Annotated in this window: 17 protein-coding genes; 8 read left to right on the forward strand and 9 right to left on the reverse strand. The window is 65.5% G+C overall.

From position 1 onward, the window contains the following. Positions 1–13: 13 nt before the first annotated feature. Positions 14–391: a hypothetical protein gene (locus tag ACT3S6_RS09370; RefSeq protein WP_444554716.1), complete on the forward strand. Its 378-nt coding sequence runs from the start codon at positions 14–16 to the stop codon at positions 389–391. 37 nt (positions 392–428) lie between these two features. Here the strand turns inward: ACT3S6_RS09370 and ACT3S6_RS09375 are convergent, their stop codons facing one another. From ACT3S6_RS09375 to ACT3S6_RS09390, 4 genes are all read right to left on the reverse strand, one after another. Then, complete coding sequence (locus ACT3S6_RS09375) at positions 429–2,231, reverse strand: SIR2 family protein (RefSeq protein ID WP_444554717.1); 1,803 nt, start codon at positions 2,229–2,231, stop codon at positions 429–431. Continuing rightward, complete coding sequence (locus ACT3S6_RS09380) at positions 2,228–3,730, reverse strand: AlbA family DNA-binding domain-containing protein (protein WP_444554718.1); 1,503 nt, start codon at positions 3,728–3,730, stop codon at positions 2,228–2,230. Before ACT3S6_RS09380 ends, ACT3S6_RS09375 begins: the two co-directional genes overlap by 4 nt. Positions 3,731–4,097: 367 nt before the next feature. Next, positions 4,098–4,241, reverse strand: a complete 144-nt coding sequence (locus ACT3S6_RS09385) for a sigma factor-like helix-turn-helix DNA-binding protein (protein WP_444554760.1) — start codon at positions 4,239–4,241, stop codon at positions 4,098–4,100. Positions 4,242–4,417: 176 nt separating this feature from the next. Continuing rightward, positions 4,418–5,839: an IS1380 family transposase gene (locus tag ACT3S6_RS09390; protein WP_444554719.1), complete on the reverse strand. Its 1,422-nt coding sequence runs from the start codon at positions 5,837–5,839 to the stop codon at positions 4,418–4,420. 763 nt (positions 5,840–6,602) lie between these two features. Here ACT3S6_RS09390 and ACT3S6_RS09395 point away from each other — a divergent pair. The 3 genes from ACT3S6_RS09395 to ACT3S6_RS09405 all read left to right on the forward strand — a co-directional run bounded on the left by ACT3S6_RS09395 (position 6,603) and on the right by ACT3S6_RS09405 (position 9,319). Next, positions 6,603–7,883: an endonuclease/exonuclease/phosphatase family protein gene (locus ACT3S6_RS09395; protein ID WP_441380719.1), complete on the forward strand. Its 1,281-nt coding sequence runs from the start codon at positions 6,603–6,605 to the stop codon at positions 7,881–7,883. Positions 7,884–7,980: 97 nt separating this feature from the next. After that, a complete protein-coding gene (locus tag ACT3S6_RS09400) occupies positions 7,981–8,430 on the forward strand; it encodes a DUF2871 domain-containing protein (RefSeq protein ID WP_441380718.1) in 450 nt (149 codons plus the stop codon). 40 nt (positions 8,431–8,470) lie between these two features. Beyond that, positions 8,471–9,319: a hypothetical protein gene (locus ACT3S6_RS09405; RefSeq protein WP_443411959.1), complete on the forward strand. Its 849-nt coding sequence runs from the start codon at positions 8,471–8,473 to the stop codon at positions 9,317–9,319. 6 nt (positions 9,320–9,325) lie between these two features. Here the strand turns inward: ACT3S6_RS09405 and ACT3S6_RS09410 are convergent, their stop codons facing one another. Further along, a complete protein-coding gene (locus tag ACT3S6_RS09410; protein WP_443411960.1) occupies positions 9,326–10,684 on the reverse strand; it encodes a DUF445 domain-containing protein in 1,359 nt (452 codons plus the stop codon). Here ACT3S6_RS09410 and ACT3S6_RS09415 point away from each other — a divergent pair. From ACT3S6_RS09415 to ACT3S6_RS09430, 4 genes are read left to right on the forward strand one after another with little or no spacing between them, the layout of a single operon-like run. Continuing rightward, positions 10,683–11,549, forward strand: a complete 867-nt coding sequence (locus ACT3S6_RS09415; RefSeq protein ID WP_086997578.1) for a glycerophosphodiester phosphodiesterase — start codon at positions 10,683–10,685, stop codon at positions 11,547–11,549. The two genes, ACT3S6_RS09410 and ACT3S6_RS09415, sit on opposite strands and share 2 nt — an antisense overlap. Then, positions 11,546–12,547, forward strand: a complete 1,002-nt coding sequence (locus ACT3S6_RS09420) for an NADPH:quinone reductase (protein ID WP_443346310.1) — start codon at positions 11,546–11,548, stop codon at positions 12,545–12,547. The genes ACT3S6_RS09415 and ACT3S6_RS09420 overlap by 4 nt, the downstream gene beginning before the upstream one ends. 34 nt (positions 12,548–12,581) lie before the next feature. After that, positions 12,582–13,262: an AzlC family ABC transporter permease gene (locus ACT3S6_RS09425; protein ID WP_086997576.1), complete on the forward strand. Its 681-nt coding sequence runs from the start codon at positions 12,582–12,584 to the stop codon at positions 13,260–13,262. Continuing rightward, positions 13,259–13,570, forward strand: a complete 312-nt coding sequence (locus tag ACT3S6_RS09430) for an AzlD domain-containing protein (protein ID WP_086997573.1) — start codon at positions 13,259–13,261, stop codon at positions 13,568–13,570. The genes ACT3S6_RS09425 and ACT3S6_RS09430 overlap by 4 nt, the downstream gene beginning before the upstream one ends. A gap of 19 nt (positions 13,571–13,589) precedes the next feature. On the opposite strand, the gene ACT3S6_RS09435 is transcribed toward ACT3S6_RS09430, so the two are convergent. The 4 genes from ACT3S6_RS09435 to ACT3S6_RS09450 form a co-directional block, all read right to left on the reverse strand. After that, a complete protein-coding gene (locus ACT3S6_RS09435; protein WP_443346312.1) occupies positions 13,590–13,979 on the reverse strand; it encodes a hypothetical protein in 390 nt (129 codons plus the stop codon). An 80-nt stretch (positions 13,980–14,059) separates the two neighbouring features. Next, the gene (locus ACT3S6_RS09440) at positions 14,060–15,193 is read right to left on the reverse strand and encodes an acetate/propionate family kinase (RefSeq protein ID WP_443346314.1); all 1,134 of its coding nucleotides are present in this window, start codon (positions 15,191–15,193) and stop codon (positions 14,060–14,062) included. A gap of 11 nt (positions 15,194–15,204) precedes the next feature. Beyond that, complete coding sequence (pta, locus tag ACT3S6_RS09445; RefSeq protein WP_441380466.1) at positions 15,205–17,277, reverse strand: phosphate acetyltransferase; 2,073 nt, start codon at positions 17,275–17,277, stop codon at positions 15,205–15,207. 111 nt (positions 17,278–17,388) lie between these two features. After that, the gene (locus tag ACT3S6_RS09450) at positions 17,389–18,123 is read right to left on the reverse strand and encodes an ABC transporter ATP-binding protein (RefSeq protein WP_444554720.1); all 735 of its coding nucleotides are present in this window, start codon (positions 18,121–18,123) and stop codon (positions 17,389–17,391) included. Positions 18,124–18,155: the final 32 nt, after the last annotated feature.

Consider the following 18,155-nt stretch of genomic DNA (forward strand, 5'->3'; position numbering starts at 1 on the left):
AGGAACGAGAGCCATGATCCGTCTGATCTGGGCCGCAAGCGTCCACACCCGCTACTTCATGCGGCGATACATGCCTACGAACATCATGCTGGACGCGATCCGCTCTCGTCGCCGTGGGTTGAAGTGGGGTGTCCCGGCCATGCTGCTCGCGATCCCGTACCTGCTGATCGCGAACGTCTGCATCCAGCTCATCGAGGACGGCATTCCCGGATGGCTGCACTTGGTTGTGTTGTGGGCGATCTGGAACATGCTCAAGATGCTTTGGATCGGGCCGATCAGCGTCGTGCTGCTGAGCCGCGCACGGCTCCGCGAGGCCCGTGAGCGTCGCATCCGGTCAACAGACCACGAAGGCCGGCGCGGCCCGTTGAGCGCTCTCACGTCGTCGTCATGACCGCTTGGAGATTACAGCGCAGAGTCGATCGGCCCGCTCAGCGCATGTTGTGAAACTTGAAGGTCTCTAGCACGACGCGATGATCGATCAGTGCTTGATCGTAGGCGTCTTCTCCTCCGAGAAGACGCACCCACGGCCAGTCTGTGGCGCGCTCTCCGGTGCTGCGGAAAGCGACCTCCGCGAGCGGCTGATTCCGGTCATCCCAGGACCAGGCCCGCTCGCCCACGTACTCACCACTCATCGCGCGGTAGCCCCCTGAGTAGGTGGCATTCGTAATTTCGTGCAGGAGGCTCATCCGGTACTCATAGCCGTGGAAGATGTCCACGTAGTCGGAGTCTTCGGGGATCAGGTCCGCGAAGGTTGCGCGAGCATCGGCTTTGAGTAGGTGGCTCAGCGGATAGGTCCAGTTTCCGGCGTTCCACCTGGGCAGAGCATTCACCGAGTCCTTGTCGAGGACGCGGTAGGGATGGATGACCTGGCAGGCAGGGAGCCGAATCTTCATGCCGGCCTCGACGGTGCCCATCACCTCGATGGCGAGCTTGATGAGCAAAGCGTCCCGTCCGCGTCGCGTCGCAGCGACACCGACGGCAGTCTGAACGAGCAGTGCGGAGTACAACCGCGCCTGTTCGAGCGCTTGTTGGACGGGGACACCCATGCGGGAGGTCGTACCGGCATCGAGCAGGCGTTCAAGGACGTCCATCCAAAGCCGGTCATGGTCGCCGTCCGGGTCGTGCCACACACCAGTCACGAGGAGAGCGCACAACTGCCGGGTCCTCTCCCGATGCGTCGTCAGCACTTCTTGGAGGGATGCTCCGTCGAGTCCATCGATGGAGAGCGGCTGATCCCTCACAGCCTCGACGACCTTGTCTGTTGCTTCCATCACCAGGTCGTGCAGGTCGATGCGACGAATAGGATCGGGCAAATAGCGCTTCAACCGAGCCACCGCCATCGCGGTTGTCAGTGGCGGCTCGGCAAGACGGTCCAGCGCTTCCAATGCGGACGACAGTTCGCTGAACATCTCGTCAGCTCCCGCAGCCGGGACGATCTGACCCGAGCGTGCTGCGAGCAGCTTCTCAGCGTTGACGCCCCTGCCGCTTCGCGCGTCCCAGTACAACGGATACCGACGGCTAGGTATGGACTCAATTAGCCTGACCAGCGCGGTGTCCCACTCCGCTGACCAGCCAGAGATAATGAGGCCGTACTCGTCGAAGACCCGAGCGAGCAGCGTCACCCATTCATCCGGGTACTGGTCCAGTTCGCTCGGAGTGTTCCGGGAACCGAGATCGAGATAGTCCCCGTGGACCTTGATCACTGTTGCCGGAGCGTGTGCGAGCGGCTTCATGCCGTTGACCGCCTCCGGCCGCGCGATCACTTGCGGAGCGATCCCGACCGCGTCGAGCGCCTGCTCCATCAGCCGGTCGAAGTTCGTGGTGACGATGACCCTGACTGATCCCCGCTTTACCAGCTCGGCAATCGCGAGGTGTCCTCTGCTCGGCGTCTTGATCCCTTGCTCTCGTTCCTCATCGGACGGCTCGAAGAAGCCTGCCAGGAGACCCTGCCGAGCCGCGGGCGTGGGTGCGAGCGCTTCAAGAAGCGATGAGTAACCGAGGGGCTCGCTGTGGTGATCGTGCCACCACTTCTCGGGGTTACTGGCGGCGCCTTCTATCGAAGTTGGGTCCTCTACGGCTGCGACCCGGCGCACAAGCTCGGTGACGACACCCCATCCGGTGGGCACGCCGGCGCCCGTGGACACACCGGAGCCCACGAGCAGGGCGTACACGCCGGGTTGTGCCTGCATCGACGTCGCGAGCATCGCCAGCGGTGACAGGGGATTGCTCATGTGCCTTCTTTCAGATGGTTGCTGACGAACCGCTGCGCACCCTGGGGCAGGGACCACCAGTGCCCGCCGAAGCCGAACGACTCGCGCTCTGCACTGGTGAACACCTGTGCCATCGCTTCTGCGATCTTGCGCTCATCGGAGGTGGGGAACATCGCTTCGCGCGCGTCTGCGTCGCTGGCGACGACCTCGAACGCTGGATCAGCTCTGTCTTGGTTCATCGCCGATGCGGCCGGATACCCGCTTCCGTGATGCTGCCCCTCGGCGGCCACGATGAGGCAGTAGAAGATGTCGAACTGACATAGGGAGTTGAGGAGCACATCGTCGTGAGCGAGGTCGCTGGGATCGGGTACCGCGCTGTCGGGGACATCGGGGCGCATGGCTGATTGCTCGCTCATGAGGTTGCGTGCGGCCGAGATCATCAATCCGCCCTTACCTGGCGGAAAGAGGTCAGTTCGGCTTGCGTCGACCTGCCCGTGTCTGATCCAGGAGGAGTAGACGTACACGTCACCGCTGGGCGGGTACGGGCGAAGCGCGAGGTCATGAACGACAGCCCATTGCCGGAGGCGGACGGCGAGGCTGCCGAGTACGTAGACGCGCGTGATGATGTCGAGTCGCGCGGCCGCGTCGCCATGGCCGAGCTTGACGTACGCATCGAAGAGACTGTCGATGGCCTTCTGAGCAACGGCGTCGCGTTCGAAATACATTGCGTGAGCCGCGAGGATCGTGACCTTGTCGAGTGCGGCTCCGCGCTCATCAGGATTGCTCACCAGCGCGGCCGCCTGTCCGAGGAACTGTCGCAGGCGAATGTCGCTGTCGGCTTCAAGGTGGGACACCACACCCTCGCGGAAGGCCTCGTCTGCCATCTGAACCGTCAGCGGAACAAGGGCGGGGCCAGCACCGCCGCCCGCCCGCAGGGCGGCGGCCAGGTCAGCAATCAGCGAGTCGACCTGTGCACGGGTCTCCTCGTGCAGTCGTTGATCGCGACGGCTGAGCAGATCGTTCCAGTGCGCGTGGCGAAGCGGAGAGTTCTTGGCACCTTCACGAACCAGAACATCTCCCTCACGGAACACCACCACCGGTTTGCCGTTCTGACCAGCGAACTGGCCCAGCTTGCTCATAGGCACCGGAAGCCCGTCACGGTGGTGCGGAAAGTAGATCAGAACGACCTCATGCCCATCGACTTCGTGAACCTGCGAGATCACATGGACCTCGCCTTCGATGTACTTCCTGATCAAATCACCAAGCCGGGCACCGTCGAAGAGTGCGCGATCGGTGATCGTGCCGGTAGGAAGAGCCAGGGTTCCGTCGTCGTTGACGCCGACAAGGATGTAGCCACCGGGTGGCCTGTTCGTCATAGAGATCGCATCTTTGACGAAGTTCAACTGGTCCCGATTGTTCGTCAGGTCCAGGACGGCCTTGAACTCCAAGTGCGTCTGCTCCGGCAGTTGGAGCAGCTCCGCCAGCTTCTCTCGGTCAGTGCGCCCATCAACGACGATCACTCCGCGTCACCGTGTCCTTTCAAAGGTGGACACCCAGCGCGCGCCGGTTCCAGTGCGTCGATGCCAGTAAAGACGTAGTAGCTGATCGGGCGCTTTCCTCGCCTTTCCAAAGAGTCCACTTGAAGCAAGCTCCCTGATAAGTGGGACTGCTGCATCGGTCTCTCCTTTGTTTCACGCCTTGTTAGTCTCGCTCGTCGAAGCACCTCCGGTTCGAACGCTCAGCGATCATGGCCCAACTCTACGACGGAGCACTGACAGAGTCGGTGCCTTCACGGCGTTCGATACGCCCAGCGACACTCGCACGGCTGGCGACAGTCGACTCGATGCCGCCGCTGTATGCGATTGCAGTTCCAAGGCGCGCTGCTGCCTAAAGACTGGGAACACGGAGGCGACGGCCGCCGGGGCGGATCGCCCCACCGCACGCAACCACCGCGGACCGGACAGCCTCATTACTGACGCCGAGACGCGCGGCTACCTGCGCGAGCGTCAAGCCGTCGGCATAAACCTTGATCCACCGATCGGCTGTTGCATAAGGCCGTGATTCGAAAAGAGGCGTGGATGGTCACGGTTCGTGCATAAGGGCATGACAACGGGCCCGGCGTCGCATCCGGTGTGTCCACAATTCGGTGTTGCCAGAAGCCTCCTACAACTTCTTCTGGCCGACGAGCCCGGGCCTGGGCGAGATGGTCAGGTCGCCACCGGGACCGGTGGGCTGAACACGGTGTTCCAGAGCCGACCGAACTCGGCCGCCTTGGGCCAGTGGGCTGGCAGGTGAAGAACGATCTTTCGCGCGTGGCAGGCGATGCGGGCCGGGATGCTGATGAGCTTGGCCCGCAGTGTTGGGGCCCTTGACTTCGATAGCCTGCCCCCTGCCAAGAGCGCGCCCGTGCGGGCGAGGTTGTGGGCCATGCAGGCCAGAGCGAGCCAGGCAGCATTGGCGTTAAATGCTCCGGCGGGCATATGCGCGATCGGTCCTGCCTTGAGCTCGGCGTTGACTTGCTCGATCACGGCATGGCGTCGGTGGGCTTTATCGGCTTGGACCGTGTCGAGAACATCGGCTGGAATCGTTGTGAACACGGCGTGGTAGCGCCACACGGTGAACAGGCCCTCTTGTCCGGCTTTGGCGAGTTTCTTCTGGTTCTTCTCCGGGATCCGGCGCACTACCAGACGCCCGGTCACCGGGTTCTTCGTGGTCGTGAACGCGGTATACACGGTTTCGGCGACTTCGGCTTCGGAGATCCATTCCTGGTTGTCTTCGTCCCAGATCGCCTGCGGGTACTGGATGCCCGTCCACGTTGTCTCGTCGATGCTGGTGATGGCTTTGCTAATGGAGGGGTTCATGCGAGCCGTGACCGAAACGTTGGCACCGGCCGACTTCGCCGCGGCGGCGACGTCGGAGGTGTAGTACGCCGAGTCGGCAGCCAACACGACACGCTTACCGGCCACCCCGGGCAGGCGGCCTACCGTCGAGAGTGCGTCTTGGGTGAACTTCTTGGCACCGCGGGCCGAGTGCACGGCTCCTTTACGCAACCGGTTGCCGATGATGACTGGTTGTGACGACGTCGTCGAGGCAACGGCGAGGAGACCGTTGAGCCCGCGCACACCGGTATAGCCGTGTCCGGAGCCTTGTTTGCGGGCGGAGTGGACGGCGATGACGGTGTCGTCGATATCGACAAACACCATCCGGTCGGCCGGATTCGACGAGTCGAGGCGGGTCGGGAAGAAATCGGCCCGTGAAGCCAGGCGTTGCAGGGACTGGTCGCAGGCGGTTTGGAGGGCGCGGACGTGACCGAATGTGAACTTACGTAAGAACTGGCCCAACGTTGACGGGGCGTAGACGCTGGTGGCGAGGTGTTTCATCCCACCGGTACGGTTGCGATTCATGTCGTCGATGCTGTCGGCCCCGGCGAGCATCCCGGCGATCAGGGACATGACTTTCCCGCCCGGGTTGGCGCCCTTGTCGGTGGGGATACGAACGCGGTCGGCCACGGCTGTTGGCAGGCCTGTGTCTTGGGCGAGTCTGACCAACGGGATCAGCCCGGTATCGGCGATGAGGCGTTCGTCGTCGAAGGCGTGGGACAGGCCGGTGGGAGTGTGATTGAATAGCACCTGCGAGGTGCTCCTTCCTTGTGGGTTTGATAGGACTTTAGACATCACTATTTTCCCACGTCAGAAGGGGCACTTCCACTTTATTTAGCCATCAACACCGGCTCATTTATCGGTGGATCAGGGATAAAGCTGAGCGGCGTCATGGCGAATCGCGTCGGGCAACTCCGGTTGGCGTGCGGCCAGTCCCGCCAGCCTGGCTATCTCACGCACCGTGCCGCGGTGCAGCTTGAACCGTGTCGCCAACTCCCGGACAGGCACGCCAGCGGTGTACCCGGCCAGCAGTTCAGCCCGATTGGAGACACTCAAACGGGTTTGAGACTGACGCGAATTTTCTCGTACTGGTCCTCGCTGATCGGTGATCCGAGCGGCCCGGTTACGTGGGCGACGAGTCCGCGATCCCCGTAGAACACGGGATATCAGAGATCCGAGCGGCTTCCGGGGGTTTGAGAAGCTGCTACGGAGGTCCACCCGCATCTCGCCCCGTCCCGCATCAGCGGGGCGGGGCGAGATCCGTTTCGGGGTGTCCCCGGGGTGAACCGAATTGGTCCATCGAGCGAAGATTTCAATACGGCAACGATGCCCAGGCCTCCTGTTTCGTCCAGCGTGGGCTACCGACTGGTAGCCAGATCGCCGGTATCTCGCTGAAGATCGGGCGTGGGGCCGATTCGCCGGTACGGGCCCGCGTCGGATCTCCGGGGGCGGATCGTGCCCAGAAAGCCACAAAGCAGTTCCTGCCGGGGGCCGGACGTCCTACGCTGGTGGGGTGCGTGTCATCAAGAGGGCCCTGGGGGCCGGTCTGCTAGCCGTCGGCCTGACGGCTGCCTCCATGGTGCCTGCGCTCGCCGACGGAGCGGATGCCCCGGACTTCCTGACCCCCGACTATCAGCGCTTCCAAGCCCAGTTGAAGCCCGCGGGAGACTTGGCGGCCCCCACACACGACGGCGCACTGCGAGCCGCCGCGTTCAACTCCTCACTCAGCCGCGGGTACGCCGGCGGGTTGGCCCAGGACCTGTCCCAGCCCGGCGACGAGGCAGCCTCGGCCGTCGCGGAAGTCATCCAGCGGACCAACCCCGATGTCGTCCTGCTCAGCGACTTCGACTACGACGAAGACCAAGAGGCCGCCGAGGGTTTCCGCACCAATTACCTGCAGCAGGACCAGAACGAACGGCATGCCACCGACTACCCGTACATGTACGTGGCACCGACGAACCACGGGATCCCCACCGGTGCCGATCTCGACGGCAATGGAACCGTCGGGGATGCGACCGACGGATTCGGCTACGGCGAGTTCCCCGGACAACACGGCATGGTCCTGTATTCCAAACACCCGATCCAGCGCGACGGGATCCGGACCTTCCAGAACCTGCTGTGGTCATCGATGCCTGACAACGGACTACCCACCGGGGAGTATTCACCGCTGGTCCGAAGCATCCTGCGGCTGAACAGCTCCACCACGTGGGATGTTCCCGTGAAGGTCAAGGGACATACCGTGCACGTCGTGGCCGCAGATCCCAGTGCCCCCGTCGACGAGGAGGGCAACCAGCAACATCTGCGCAACACGGACGAGATCCGGTTGGTCGCCGACTACGTCTCCGGCGGCGAAGATGCTCAATACATCACCGATGATCAGGGGCAGAGCGGCGGCCTGCCCAAGAATGCGCGCTTCGTGGTCCTCGGCGATCTCGGCGTGGACCCGGGCCAAGACGATGCCGCCCGCGGGTCCGTGAACCAGTTGTTGAGCAATCCATCGGTGAGCGATCCGCGTCCGACGTCGGAAGGCGCCGCGGAAATCGGCACCGACGAGTCCGCTACCTCTGAAGCAGGGGAAGCCTCGGCCCCGAAGGCGCGGACGTCGATTGACGATGCTGCCGGCGCCTTGCGCACCGACTATGCCTTGGCCTCGACGACGGTGGACATCGCAGGGGCCGGCGTGTTCTGGCCCTCAGCCAGGCAGTCGGGACGGGCCCTGGTCTACGGCGACCCGGGTCCCAGCGGGAATCACCGTCTGGTGTGGGTCGATATTGACCTCCCCGGCGCGGACTAGGGACGAAATCCACCGATCGGTTGATCACTGATCGGCAGCTGGTGGGAATAGTTGACGGTAGGCAATCAGCCTGAACCATCAACGAAAGGTCACCGAAGTGCTCCGCCTTCTCTACACCTCCTTCACCTTCGCGATCGTTGGCGTCTTTTCCGGACTGTTCTATCGGGAGCTGACGAAGGCCAACGACTTCACGGACCGCTCCGCCACGCAACTACCCCTGGTTCACACCCACTTCCTGGTCCTGGGGTTCATTGTCTTGCTGATCGTGATGGTCCTGGAGCGGGTCCTGCACGTTTCCGCGGCAGCACCGAAGCTCTTTAGCTGGTTCTTTTGGATCTGGACCGTCGGCGTCGCGATCACCGGAGGCCTGATGCTCGTCAAGGGCACCCTGGCCGTGAAGGGTTCAGATGTTTCCTCCCCGGCGCTGAGTGGGATCGCCGGACTCGGCCACATGCTCCTCACCGCGGGTGTCGTTCTACTTTTCCTGGCGCTGCGCAAGGCAGTTCTTTCCGCGCAGCAGGCTCCCCGCGCGTCGGTTTCGCTCTGATGTTCCGGCACGGACGGGCTATGGCGCCTAAAATCGGGGGATGAAGGAAAAAATTACCGCAGCGGTCCTGGGCCCGGACGGAAAACCCGTAGCCGGTATCCAGGGGGCGATCATCCGGGCCATCGGCGTCCAACGTCCCCTGGTGGTGGCCTACCTGCGCCGATTGCAGCGTAAGCACCCCCGGGCGGACGGCCCGGAAATGGCCCGCCTGCTCCGACGCGACTACCTGGTTGCGGTCACTGGCGGTGGCGCGGCCGTCGGGGCATCGGCGGTGGTTCCCGGGATCGGGACGGCGGCATCGCTGGGCCTCTCGGCCGCCGCTACGGTCGGCTTTCTGGAAGCCAGCGCCCTCTACGCCCAGTCATTGGCCGAATTGCACGGCATCACCACAGAAGACCCGGAAAAGGCCCGGGTGATGGTGATGGCAATCCTGATGGGTGACGAAGGCAGCGCGATGATCGCCGCCCTGACCCACCAGGCGGCAGGGCGTGGTGTCGGCCCGGTGAAGGGTTGGGGGTCGGTCTTCAGCAACGGAAAATCGTCGGGGGCCTGGGGCGCCATCGGCGCCCAGGTGCAGAAACGCTTCCTGCGCAAGATCCTGGCCACCCAGGGTGCCTCGATCATCGGCCGGGCCATCCCCTTCGGGCTCGGTGCCGCCGTCGGCGGGGCCGGAAACCGGTTCCTGGGCCGCAAGGTCGTCGAATCAGCGTCCCTGGCCTTCGGGCCAGTCCCCACCACCATTCCCGGGGAACTGGAACCACGAAAAGTCATCAGCCAGGTGGTGGCGCCGAGCCGCGTCGCGGACGGTGAGGACTTGGAAGCTGCCCGGACCGCCGTCGAACGCGCGATCGAACAGGAGCGGCTCCGCCGCACCTCCGGCACCCCCTAGACGGCCTCAGCCCAACAGCGTGTTGGCGGCAATGAAGATCGCCAGGCCCGCCAGGGAGCCGACGACGGTGCCGTTGATCCTGATGAACTGCAGGTCCCGGCCCACCTGCAACTCGATTTTCCGGCTCGTCTCGGGTCCGTCCCACCGGGCCACGGTGTCACCGATCAGCGCCGAGATCTGCTCACGGTAGGTGTGGATCAGGTAGCCGGCAGCGGTGGTGATCCACCGGTCGATCTTTTCCGCCAGCACGGTATCGGTGCGCAACCGTGACCCCAGGTCCATGACCGCCCGCACGAACCCGGTCCGCAGTTCGGATTCCGGGTTCTCCAGGGCATCGAGCAGCGCCGCCTTGATGGATTCCCAACCGGTGGCCACCGCCTCGTGCAGTTGCGGATCATCCAGAATGCTGTGCTTGAGCCCTTCCACCTTGGCGATCGTGTCCGGGCTGTGCTGCATATCGCGGGCGAATTCGGCCAGCCAGTCGTCGATGTTGCGGCGCAGCCGATGGTCGGGGTCGGTCCGGACGGCGTCGGTGAAAGCCGCCAACTCGCGGTGTAGCCGTTCACCCACGAAGGTATCCATCATCGACGGCAGCCAGGTGGGGGAGCGCTCGGCGACGAGTGTGACCACTGTCTGACGGTTCACCGCCACCCAGTCGGCAACCCGTTCTGCCAGCAGGTCCACGAAGGGGCGCTGGTGTCCGTCGCGCAGGACCAGTTCGAGCATGCGGCCCAGGGTCGGGGACCATTCCGGTGCCAACATGTGCTTGCGGGCCAGGGACTCGGCCAAGGCCAAGACGTCCTCGTCGTTCACCACCGAAAGCAGGGCACGGATCGCCGTCGCCCCTTCCACGGCGACGCGTTGGGCATTCTTGGCCTCGGTGAGCCAGGCCCCGGCGGGCGCGGCGAAGGACAGCGAAGCGAGTTTGCTGCCCACGACCTCATCGGAGAGGAAGTTCTCCTCGATGAAGCCGCCCAGGCTCTCACCGATCTGGTCCTTCTTGCGCGGGATGATGGCCGTATGCGGGATCGGCAGACCCAGTGGGTGGCGGAAGAGCGCTGTGACGGCGAACCAGTCGGCCAGGGCACCGACCATCCCGCCCTCGGCCGCCGCCCTGACGTATTGGAGCCACCCATGGGACTCCTGTAGGGCGAAGGACACGGCGAACAGGACCGCCATCCCGATCAAGAGTCCCGTGGCAATGGTCTTCATGCGCCGCAACGCTGCGGACCGTTCGACGTCGGAGATCAGCTGCATGGTGGTCCAATCGGTGAGGTGTCTCGGTGGCGCGCTTCCACGATAGTTCACCGGCTCGCCAGCGGATCGCAGAAACGAGTCCGGGGCATCGCGTAGCGTATGGAACATGCACCATGTCTACGCACATCGCGGGTCCAGCGCCGCCTACGCGGAAAACACCAGGGCCGCCTATCTACAGGCGCTCGCCGACGGGGCCGATGGGATCGAATGCGACGTCCACCTCACCCGTGACGGCCGGATCGTCTGCCATCACGACCAGACGGTGGACCGGACCTCGAACGCGTCGGGGCGGATCTCCTCGTTCACACTGCAGGAACTGCGCGAGCTGGACTTCGCCTCCTGGAAGGGCCGGGAGATTCCCGCCGACTACGGGACACTGCAGGAACAACTCCTGACCTTGGGCGAACTGGTGGAGCTGGCCGCCTCCGCGGGACGTCCGATCGGCTTGGCCATCGAGATCAAGCACCCCAGCGAATTCGGGCGCCGACTCGAAGACGCCGTATTGGCGGAACTGACCCGGCTGGGTTGGGAGGCGGCCACCTCGAAGATCGGAGATGTCACTCTCAGCTTCATGTGCTTCGATCCCGGATCGGTCCGCCACCTCTCCTCCCGGGTTGCCCCGGACTTCCTGTGCCAACTGGTGACCGGAGCGAACCCCCGAAAGGTCGCAGCCCTCGAAGAGCGCGGGGACCACCTCGGCGCCCAGGTCGCGTCCGTCGTCTACGGGGCCGAGCAGGAAGGCGTTCCGGCCATCGAGGCGGGAACAGCCGGCGTTGCGGGCCCGGGCGTTGCCTGGGTGCGCCGGCACGAGGACACCGTCAGGGCGTGGCTCCATCACGGAACCCGGCTGCGCGTGTGGACCGTGGACCGGGAGGAGGACATCGAATTCCTCGCCGGCGTGGGTGTCCAGGAAATGACCAGCAACGATCCGAAGCACACGCGCGACGTTTTGAATTCACTGGCCCGGGCGTGAACACCGGGTCCGAAAGGGTGCGGGCCGTCGGCATCGACCGGCTGACCGATACCGCGGGCATCCATCAGCTTCGGCTGCCGGCCCCGGAATGTGGGGCCGACCAGGTGGTCCTGGCCGTGGAGGCCGTCGCCGTGAACCACGTCGACACCTTCGTCCGCTCCGGGGTCTACGCCACGGAACTGGACTTTCCCGTAGCGGTCGGCCGGGACGCGGTGGGGACCATCGAGGCCGTGGGCGCCTCGGTGACCGGCCTGCAGGTCGGGCAGCGGGCCTGGACCAACAGCCTCGGTTTCGCAGGCCGGCCCGGAGCGACCGCCGAACGGGTCGGCGTCGACGCCGAACGGGCTTATCTACTTCCCCCTGACGTGGACCCGGTCGCCGCCGCCGCTGCGCTGCATCCCTGCACGACGGCGGCCCTGGCTGTTCAGCGGCAGGGGAACCTCCAGCCCGGGGAGAGTATCTACATTGCCGGGGGTGCCGGGCAGGTCGGCTCGGCGGCCATCGTGCTCGCGGTGGCCCGCGGGGCCCGGGTGCTGGCCTCCGCCTCGGCCGACGATGCAGGCCATTGCCGCGGACTCGGCGCCCAGACGGTGCTGGACTACCGCGACCCCGACCTGGTGCCGCGACTGCTCCAGGCCGTCCCCGAAGGCATCGACGTGCACATCGACACCGCAGGACATAACGACCTGGCGGCGGCGGTGAAACTCGCTGCGCCCCGCGGACGGATCGTTCTCCTGGCCGGGCCCACCACGGAAGCTGTCTTGCCCGTGGGACGGCTCTACATGCGCGACGCGAGCCTGCGCGGTTTCGCGATCAGCAACGCCACTGTCGGCGAACTGGCCGACGCCGCAGAAACCGTCAACATGCTGCTGGCCACCGGGGCCTGGACGCCCCGGCAGGTGAGCCTCGGGTCCTTCGACGACGCCGGGTGGGCCCACGCGCGACTGGAATCGGGGGAGAACCGCGGCACCCGGATCGTTTTGCGGCCGGCACCCTGACTCGGGAGGCCCCGCGCGTGGATAGACTGCCGAGGTGAAGTTCAGCCAGTCCCCGGCCGTGAAGACGGGCCTGTCCATCGCCGTGGCGACGGGCCTCTACGGCATCTCCTTCGGCGCGCTCGCCGTGGCTTCCGGGCTGAGCTTCTGGCAGACCGTGGCCTTAAGCGCGCTGATGTTCACCGGCGGCTCACAATTCGCGTTCATCGGGGTCGTGGCCGGCGGAGGTGCCGGTTCGGCGGCCTTCGGTGCCGCCACCCTGTTGGGGATCCGCAACATCATCTACGGGATGCAGATGAACTCCATGGCCCGCCCCACCGGATGGCGCAAGGCGGCCGCAGCCCACGTGACCATCGACGAATCCACGGCCACCGCCGTCGTCCAGGAGGAGCTGATAGAGGTCCGCCGCGGGTTTTGGACCGCCGGGCTGGGGACCTTCATCCTCTGGAACCTGTTCACGATCGCCGGGGCCCTACTCGGCGACGCGCTGGGAGATCCGAAGGCCTGGGGGTTGGACGGGGCCGCGGTCGCCGCCTTCCTGGCCTTGTTATGGCCCCGGCTGTCCTCGCGTGAACCCGTGGCCATTGCCGTGGTCTGCGCGGCGGCCACCGTGCTGGCCATCCCGTTCGTTCCACCGGGCATCCCGATCCTCATTGCTGCACTCGTTGCCGGGGTGTGGGGTTGGGTTGGACACCAGGGACGGGAGGCCCGCGCATGAGTCTGTGGTGGTGGATCCTGGCCGCCTGCGTGGTGGCCTACCTGTCCAAGCTTTCCGGTTATTTGGTGCCAGCCAGGATCCTGGACAAACCGCGCATGGGCCGGGTGGCCGGGACGCTGACCATCGGGCTGTTGGCTTCACTGACCGCTGTGAACACTTTTGCCAGCGGTCAGGAGCTGGTCCTCGACGCCCGGATCGGCGCCCTGCTGGCAGCGGCGATCGCGCTGCTGCTGCGGGCCCCGTTCCTGCTGGTCGTGATGGTTGGGGCGGTGGCCGCGGCATTGCTCCGGCTGGCTGGAATGCCCTAGGACGACGGAGCAGCAACGTTCAGTCGTGCTGCGCCCGGCGTTGTCGGGCGAGGGACACCAGCACGAAGAACACGGCGATGAATCCCAGCTCCAGCAGGCATAACACGATCAACGGGATCCACGCGGACTGGCCGATGAAGATGATGGCTCCCATCAGCAATAAGAGGGTGGCCATCACCAGCACGAACCAGGCGAAACCCAAGACCGTGCGGGCACTCCGCATGCCGGTGCGGAAACCGAAACCGTCAGGGACGGGCCCGGCGCCGTGGAACTCGGTGGACCCATTGGCGTAGTGGTCTTCGGCCGGCCCGGGCGGCTGCCCTGTTCGGGCTCCGTATCTTGGTTCATCCGGTTCATCCGGTTCATCGGGTTCGTCAGGTGAGCGCGGATGCTCCAGCCATGACGGCATGACGATCGCCTCCTTGGGTGGCGTGCTTCATGGTGCCATCCTGCCTGATTCGCGCCCTGATGGCACGCGCTGTTGCGTTGCTAGTGCTGGGCGGTGGCCAAGGCGGCGGTCTGGGCGGCGATTTCGGACTCCTCGTCGGTGGGGACCACCAGTACGGGGATGGCCGACTCGGGGGCCGAGATGACCCGCGGCTGCTTGCTGCGCTCGATGTTGGCCATCTCGTCGAGCTTGACGCCCAGCGCACCGAGGCCGGAAACGACGCGTTGGCGGAAGAGCCAGGAGTTCTCCCCGATGCCCGCGGTGAAGACGATGGCCTGCGCGCCGCCCACGGCCACGTGGTATCCGCCGATGTACTTCTGCAGCCGGTAGGCGGCGACCTCCAGAGCCAGCTCCGCGCCGTCGTCGCCCTGGGCGGCAGCCTCGACGACCGAACGCATGTCGTTTTCGCCCGAGAGCCCCTTCAGGCCCGAGTCCTGGTTGAGGATGTGGTCCATCTGCTCGGCAGTGTACTCGCCGCGGATGACCAACTGGGTGACGATCGAGGCATCGAGGTCACCGGACCGGGTGCCCATGACCAGTCCCTCGAGCGGGGTGTAGCCCATCGAGGTGTCGATGCTCTTGCCCTGGCGAATGGCGGTGATCGAGGCGCCGTTGCCCAGGTGGGCGATGACCGCACGGAAGCGCTGGCGTTCGATGCCCAGCAGTTCGGCGGCTTTGCCGGCCACGTAGTCGTGGCTGGTTCCGTGGAAGCCGTAGCGGCGGACGCCATGACGCTTATAGAGGTCATCGGGCACGGCATAGCGCCAGGCGTATTCGGGCATGGTGCGGTGGAAGGCGGTGTCGAAGACGGCCACCTGGGGGAGTTTGGGCCACTTCTCCAACAGGGCGCGGATGCCCAGTGCGGCCGCGGGGTTGTGCAGGGGAGCCAACGGTGCCAACCGCTCAATGGCGCGGACGATCTCGTGGGTGATCAGCACCGGCTCGGCGAAGCGCTCGCCACCGTGGACCACCCGGTGTCCGACGGCCTCGATCTGGCGCTCACCCAGAACCCCGCGCAGGTGTTCCTGCACGGTTTCCAAGGCGGCGGCGTGGTCGGGAACCTCCGGACCACCGATTCGTTCGACCAGACCGGCGAGCAGGATCTCATCGGTTCCGGTTTCACGGACCTGGTATTTCAGCGAGGATGATCCCGAGTTGATGACCAGTACGAGCATGGGTGGGGCTCCTAGTGTTCCTGGGCCTGGATGGCGGTGATGGCCACCGTATTGACGACGTCGTCCACGGTGCAGCCGCGGGAGAGGTCGTTGACGGGTTGATTCAGTCCCTGCAGGACCGGGCCGACCGCGACGGCGCCAGCCGATTGCTGGACCGCCTTATAGGTGTTGTTCCCGGTGTTCAGGTTCGGGAAGATGAACACCGTTGCCTGCCCGGCCACCGAGGACCCCGGCAACTTGGAGGCACCGATGGAGGTGTCCACTGCGGCGTCGTACTGGATGGGCCCATCTACTGCCAGCCCGGGTTCGCGCCGGCGCACCAGATCGGTGGCGGTACGGACCTCGTCGACGGATCCTCCGGTGCCCGAGGCGCCCGTCGAGTAGGAGAGCATCGCCACGCGGGGGTCGACCCCGAACTGCCGGGCCGTCTGGGCCGAAGCCAGGGCTATATCGGCCAGCTGGTCCGCATCCGGGTCCGGGTTGACCGCACAATCGCCGTAGACCAGAACGCGGTCCTCCATGAGCATCAAGAAGACCGAAGACACGATATCCACTCCGGGACGGGTCTTGATGAACTCCAATGAGGGGCGGATCGTGTTGGCGGTGGTGTGGGCGGCTCCGGAGACCATGCCATCCACGTGGCCCAGATGGACCATCATCGTGGCGAAATAGGAGCGGTCGAGCAGGCGCTCACGGGCCGATTCAACCGTGACACCCCGGTGGGCGCGCAACCGGGCGTATTCGGCGGCGAACCCCTCCAACAGATCGCTGCGGGCCGGATCGGTGATGGGGATGCCGTCCAGGTCGATGCCATGGGACGCAGCCAGTTCGCGGACCTCGTGGGTATTGCCCAGGATGACTAGATCGCAGATCCCGCGACGGCTGATGATCTCCGCCGCCCGCAGGATCCGCAGATCCTCGCCCTCGGGCAAGACGATCCGCTTACGCTCCGATCGTGCCCGTTCCACCAGCTGGTGCAGGAACCGCAGCGGGGTCATGGTCTCCGGGGCCGGCAGCGAGAGCCGGGCCAGCAGTTCGTCCTCGTCGACGTCCCGATACCAGGCACCCAGGGCGGCTGCCGTCTTACGCGGCTGCCCCGCGGTCAACGCCCCCGAGACCTCCCAGACCCGGTGCGCCGTGGAATAGGTGTCCTCCTCGACGGTGAAGACCGGGAAGGGGGCGGCAGCCAACAGCGGCAGGACCGAGTCCTCGATCGGCCGGGGGCCGGTGAGCAACAACCCGGCGGTGGTGGGAAAACCGGGGGTCCTGGAGGTCGCCACGGCGGTGGCCATGACGTCGGAACGGTCAGCCGGGGCGATCACCAACGAATCGTCCCGGTAGCGGTCGAGCAGATAACCCACGTTCATGGCCGCGACCAGGACATGGTCGATGTCGCGGTCCAGTTCCGGGGCACCGGCGACCAGCCGGGCGCCCAACGCCGAACTCACTTCCCCGACCGTGGGCCGGATGATCTCCGCGATCTCGGGCAGCACATACACCTTGCGGTGCCGCAGTCCCGGACGCACGGACTCCCGGATCTGATCCGCCAGCTCCGGGTCGGCCCGGTTCACGATCATCGACAGGAGGGAGACGTTTTCCTCGTAGAAACCCTTGCGGGCCAGGTCGACGGCGTCCACGGCCTCGGTGACGGTATGCTCCGCCGCGTTGATCACGCCCACCACATGGCAGCCCAGATGGTTGGCCAGCTGGGCGTTGAGCCCGAATTCCAAGGCGGCATCGTGATCGGATAGGTCGGTCCCCTCCACGATGACGACGTCGACATCGCGGGCGATCCGGCTGTAGGTATCCAGGGCCCGGGAATGGATTTCGTCGAGATTCCCGGCGACGATGAGTTCGCGGGCCTGTGCTCGGGTCATCGCGACGCCGACATGGGACTCGTCCAGATCGAAGAGATCGCGGATCAACGCGACAACGGGGTCGGTGTCCACATCGGGGCCGTCGGTGATGGGACGGAAAAAGCCGATCCTGTCGGCGTGGCGGTGCAAGAGGTCCGCCAGACCCAGGGTGACCAGTGACTTCCCGCTGGCGGGGGTGGATGCACTGACATAAATGCCGCGGGCCATGGGTCTCCTTCGAAGGCGGTCGCTGTGCCTGACCCATCGTGCCACGTCGGACGCGGCACTGCCCACGACCCCGATCACATCCGGGTCGTGGGCAGTGCCGCATTTCCCGGCTCAGACCGCGGTGGACTCCGGTGCGGTGAGCTTGCCATCGCGCATGGTGGCGACGGCATCGGTCAACGGGACGAATTCGGTGTCGTGGGTGACCATGACGGTGGCGACCTGGAACTCATCGGTGACCTGGCGCAGCAGCCTCACGATGGAGTCGCTGCGGTCGTGGTCCAGTGCGGCGGTGGGTTCGTCGACCAGCAGCACCTTCGGATCGCCCATGAGCGCCCGGGCGATGTTCACGCGCTGGCGCTGGCCCCCGGAGAGCTGGTGCGGACGCTTGCCGGCGGCTTCGTCCAAACCGACGATCCCGAGCAGTTCGGCGGCCCGGATGCGGGCCTCCTTCACCGGTTTGCCGCGCAGGTGGTCCACGATGACCAGTTGTTCGATGGCGGTCAAGGAGGCCAAGAGGTTCGGCTGCTGGAAGACGATGCCGATCTTCTCGCGCCGCAGCGTGGTCAGGTCCTGGTCGGAGAGCCCGGTCGCTTCGGCCCCGTCGACGAAGACCCGTCCGGCGGTGGGACGGACCAGCGTGGCGGCAGTGGCCAGGAGGCTGGACTTCCCCGAACCCGAGGGGCCGACGAGGGAGACCATCTGGCCGGGGCGGACGGTGAGGTCGACGCCGTCCAGTGCCTTGACGGTGCCCTCGCCGTCCGGGTATTCGAGGGTGACATCGACCAGGCTCAGGGAGCCGGTGTTCGTGGTGGAGGTGGCGGTGGGCTGTTCGGTGGTGAGGGTCATGGAACGTTTTCCTTCGGGCAAAGACGGTGGGG

Origin of the sequence: Arthrobacter sp. AOP36-C1-22, from assembly GCF_052377515.1 — a bacterium.
Taxonomy (GTDB): Bacteria; Actinomycetota; Actinomycetes; order Actinomycetales; family Micrococcaceae; genus Arthrobacter_H.

Excerpts from the sequence above, each read along its gene's own strand:
- ACT3S6_RS09370 (WP_444554716.1), top strand. The coding sequence starts at position 14 with ATGATCCGTCTGATCTGGGCCGCAAGCGTCCACACCCGCTACTTCATG.
- ACT3S6_RS09375 (WP_444554717.1), bottom strand. The coding sequence starts at position 2,231 with ATGAGCAATCCCCTGTCACCGCTGGCGATGCTCGCGACGTCGATGCAG.
- ACT3S6_RS09405 (WP_443411959.1), top strand. The coding sequence starts at position 8,471 with ATGAAGGAAAAAATTACCGCAGCGGTCCTGGGCCCGGACGGAAAACCC.
- ACT3S6_RS09415 (WP_086997578.1), top strand. The coding sequence starts at position 10,683 with ATGCACCATGTCTACGCACATCGCGGGTCCAGCGCCGCCTACGCGGAA.
- ACT3S6_RS09410 (WP_443411960.1), bottom strand. The coding sequence starts at position 10,684 with ATGTTCCATACGCTACGCGATGCCCCGGACTCGTTTCTGCGATCCGCT.
- ACT3S6_RS09430 (WP_086997573.1), top strand. The coding sequence starts at position 13,259 with ATGAGTCTGTGGTGGTGGATCCTGGCCGCCTGCGTGGTGGCCTACCTG.
- ACT3S6_RS09435 (WP_443346312.1), bottom strand. The coding sequence starts at position 13,979 with ATGCCGTCATGGCTGGAGCATCCGCGCTCACCTGACGAACCCGATGAA.
- ACT3S6_RS09440 (WP_443346314.1), bottom strand. The coding sequence starts at position 15,193 with ATGCTCGTACTGGTCATCAACTCGGGATCATCCTCGCTGAAATACCAG.
- pta (WP_441380466.1), bottom strand. The coding sequence starts at position 17,277 with ATGGCCCGCGGCATTTATGTCAGTGCATCCACCCCCGCCAGCGGGAAG.
- ACT3S6_RS09450 (WP_444554720.1), bottom strand. The coding sequence starts at position 18,123 with ATGACCCTCACCACCGAACAGCCCACCGCCACCTCCACCACGAACACC.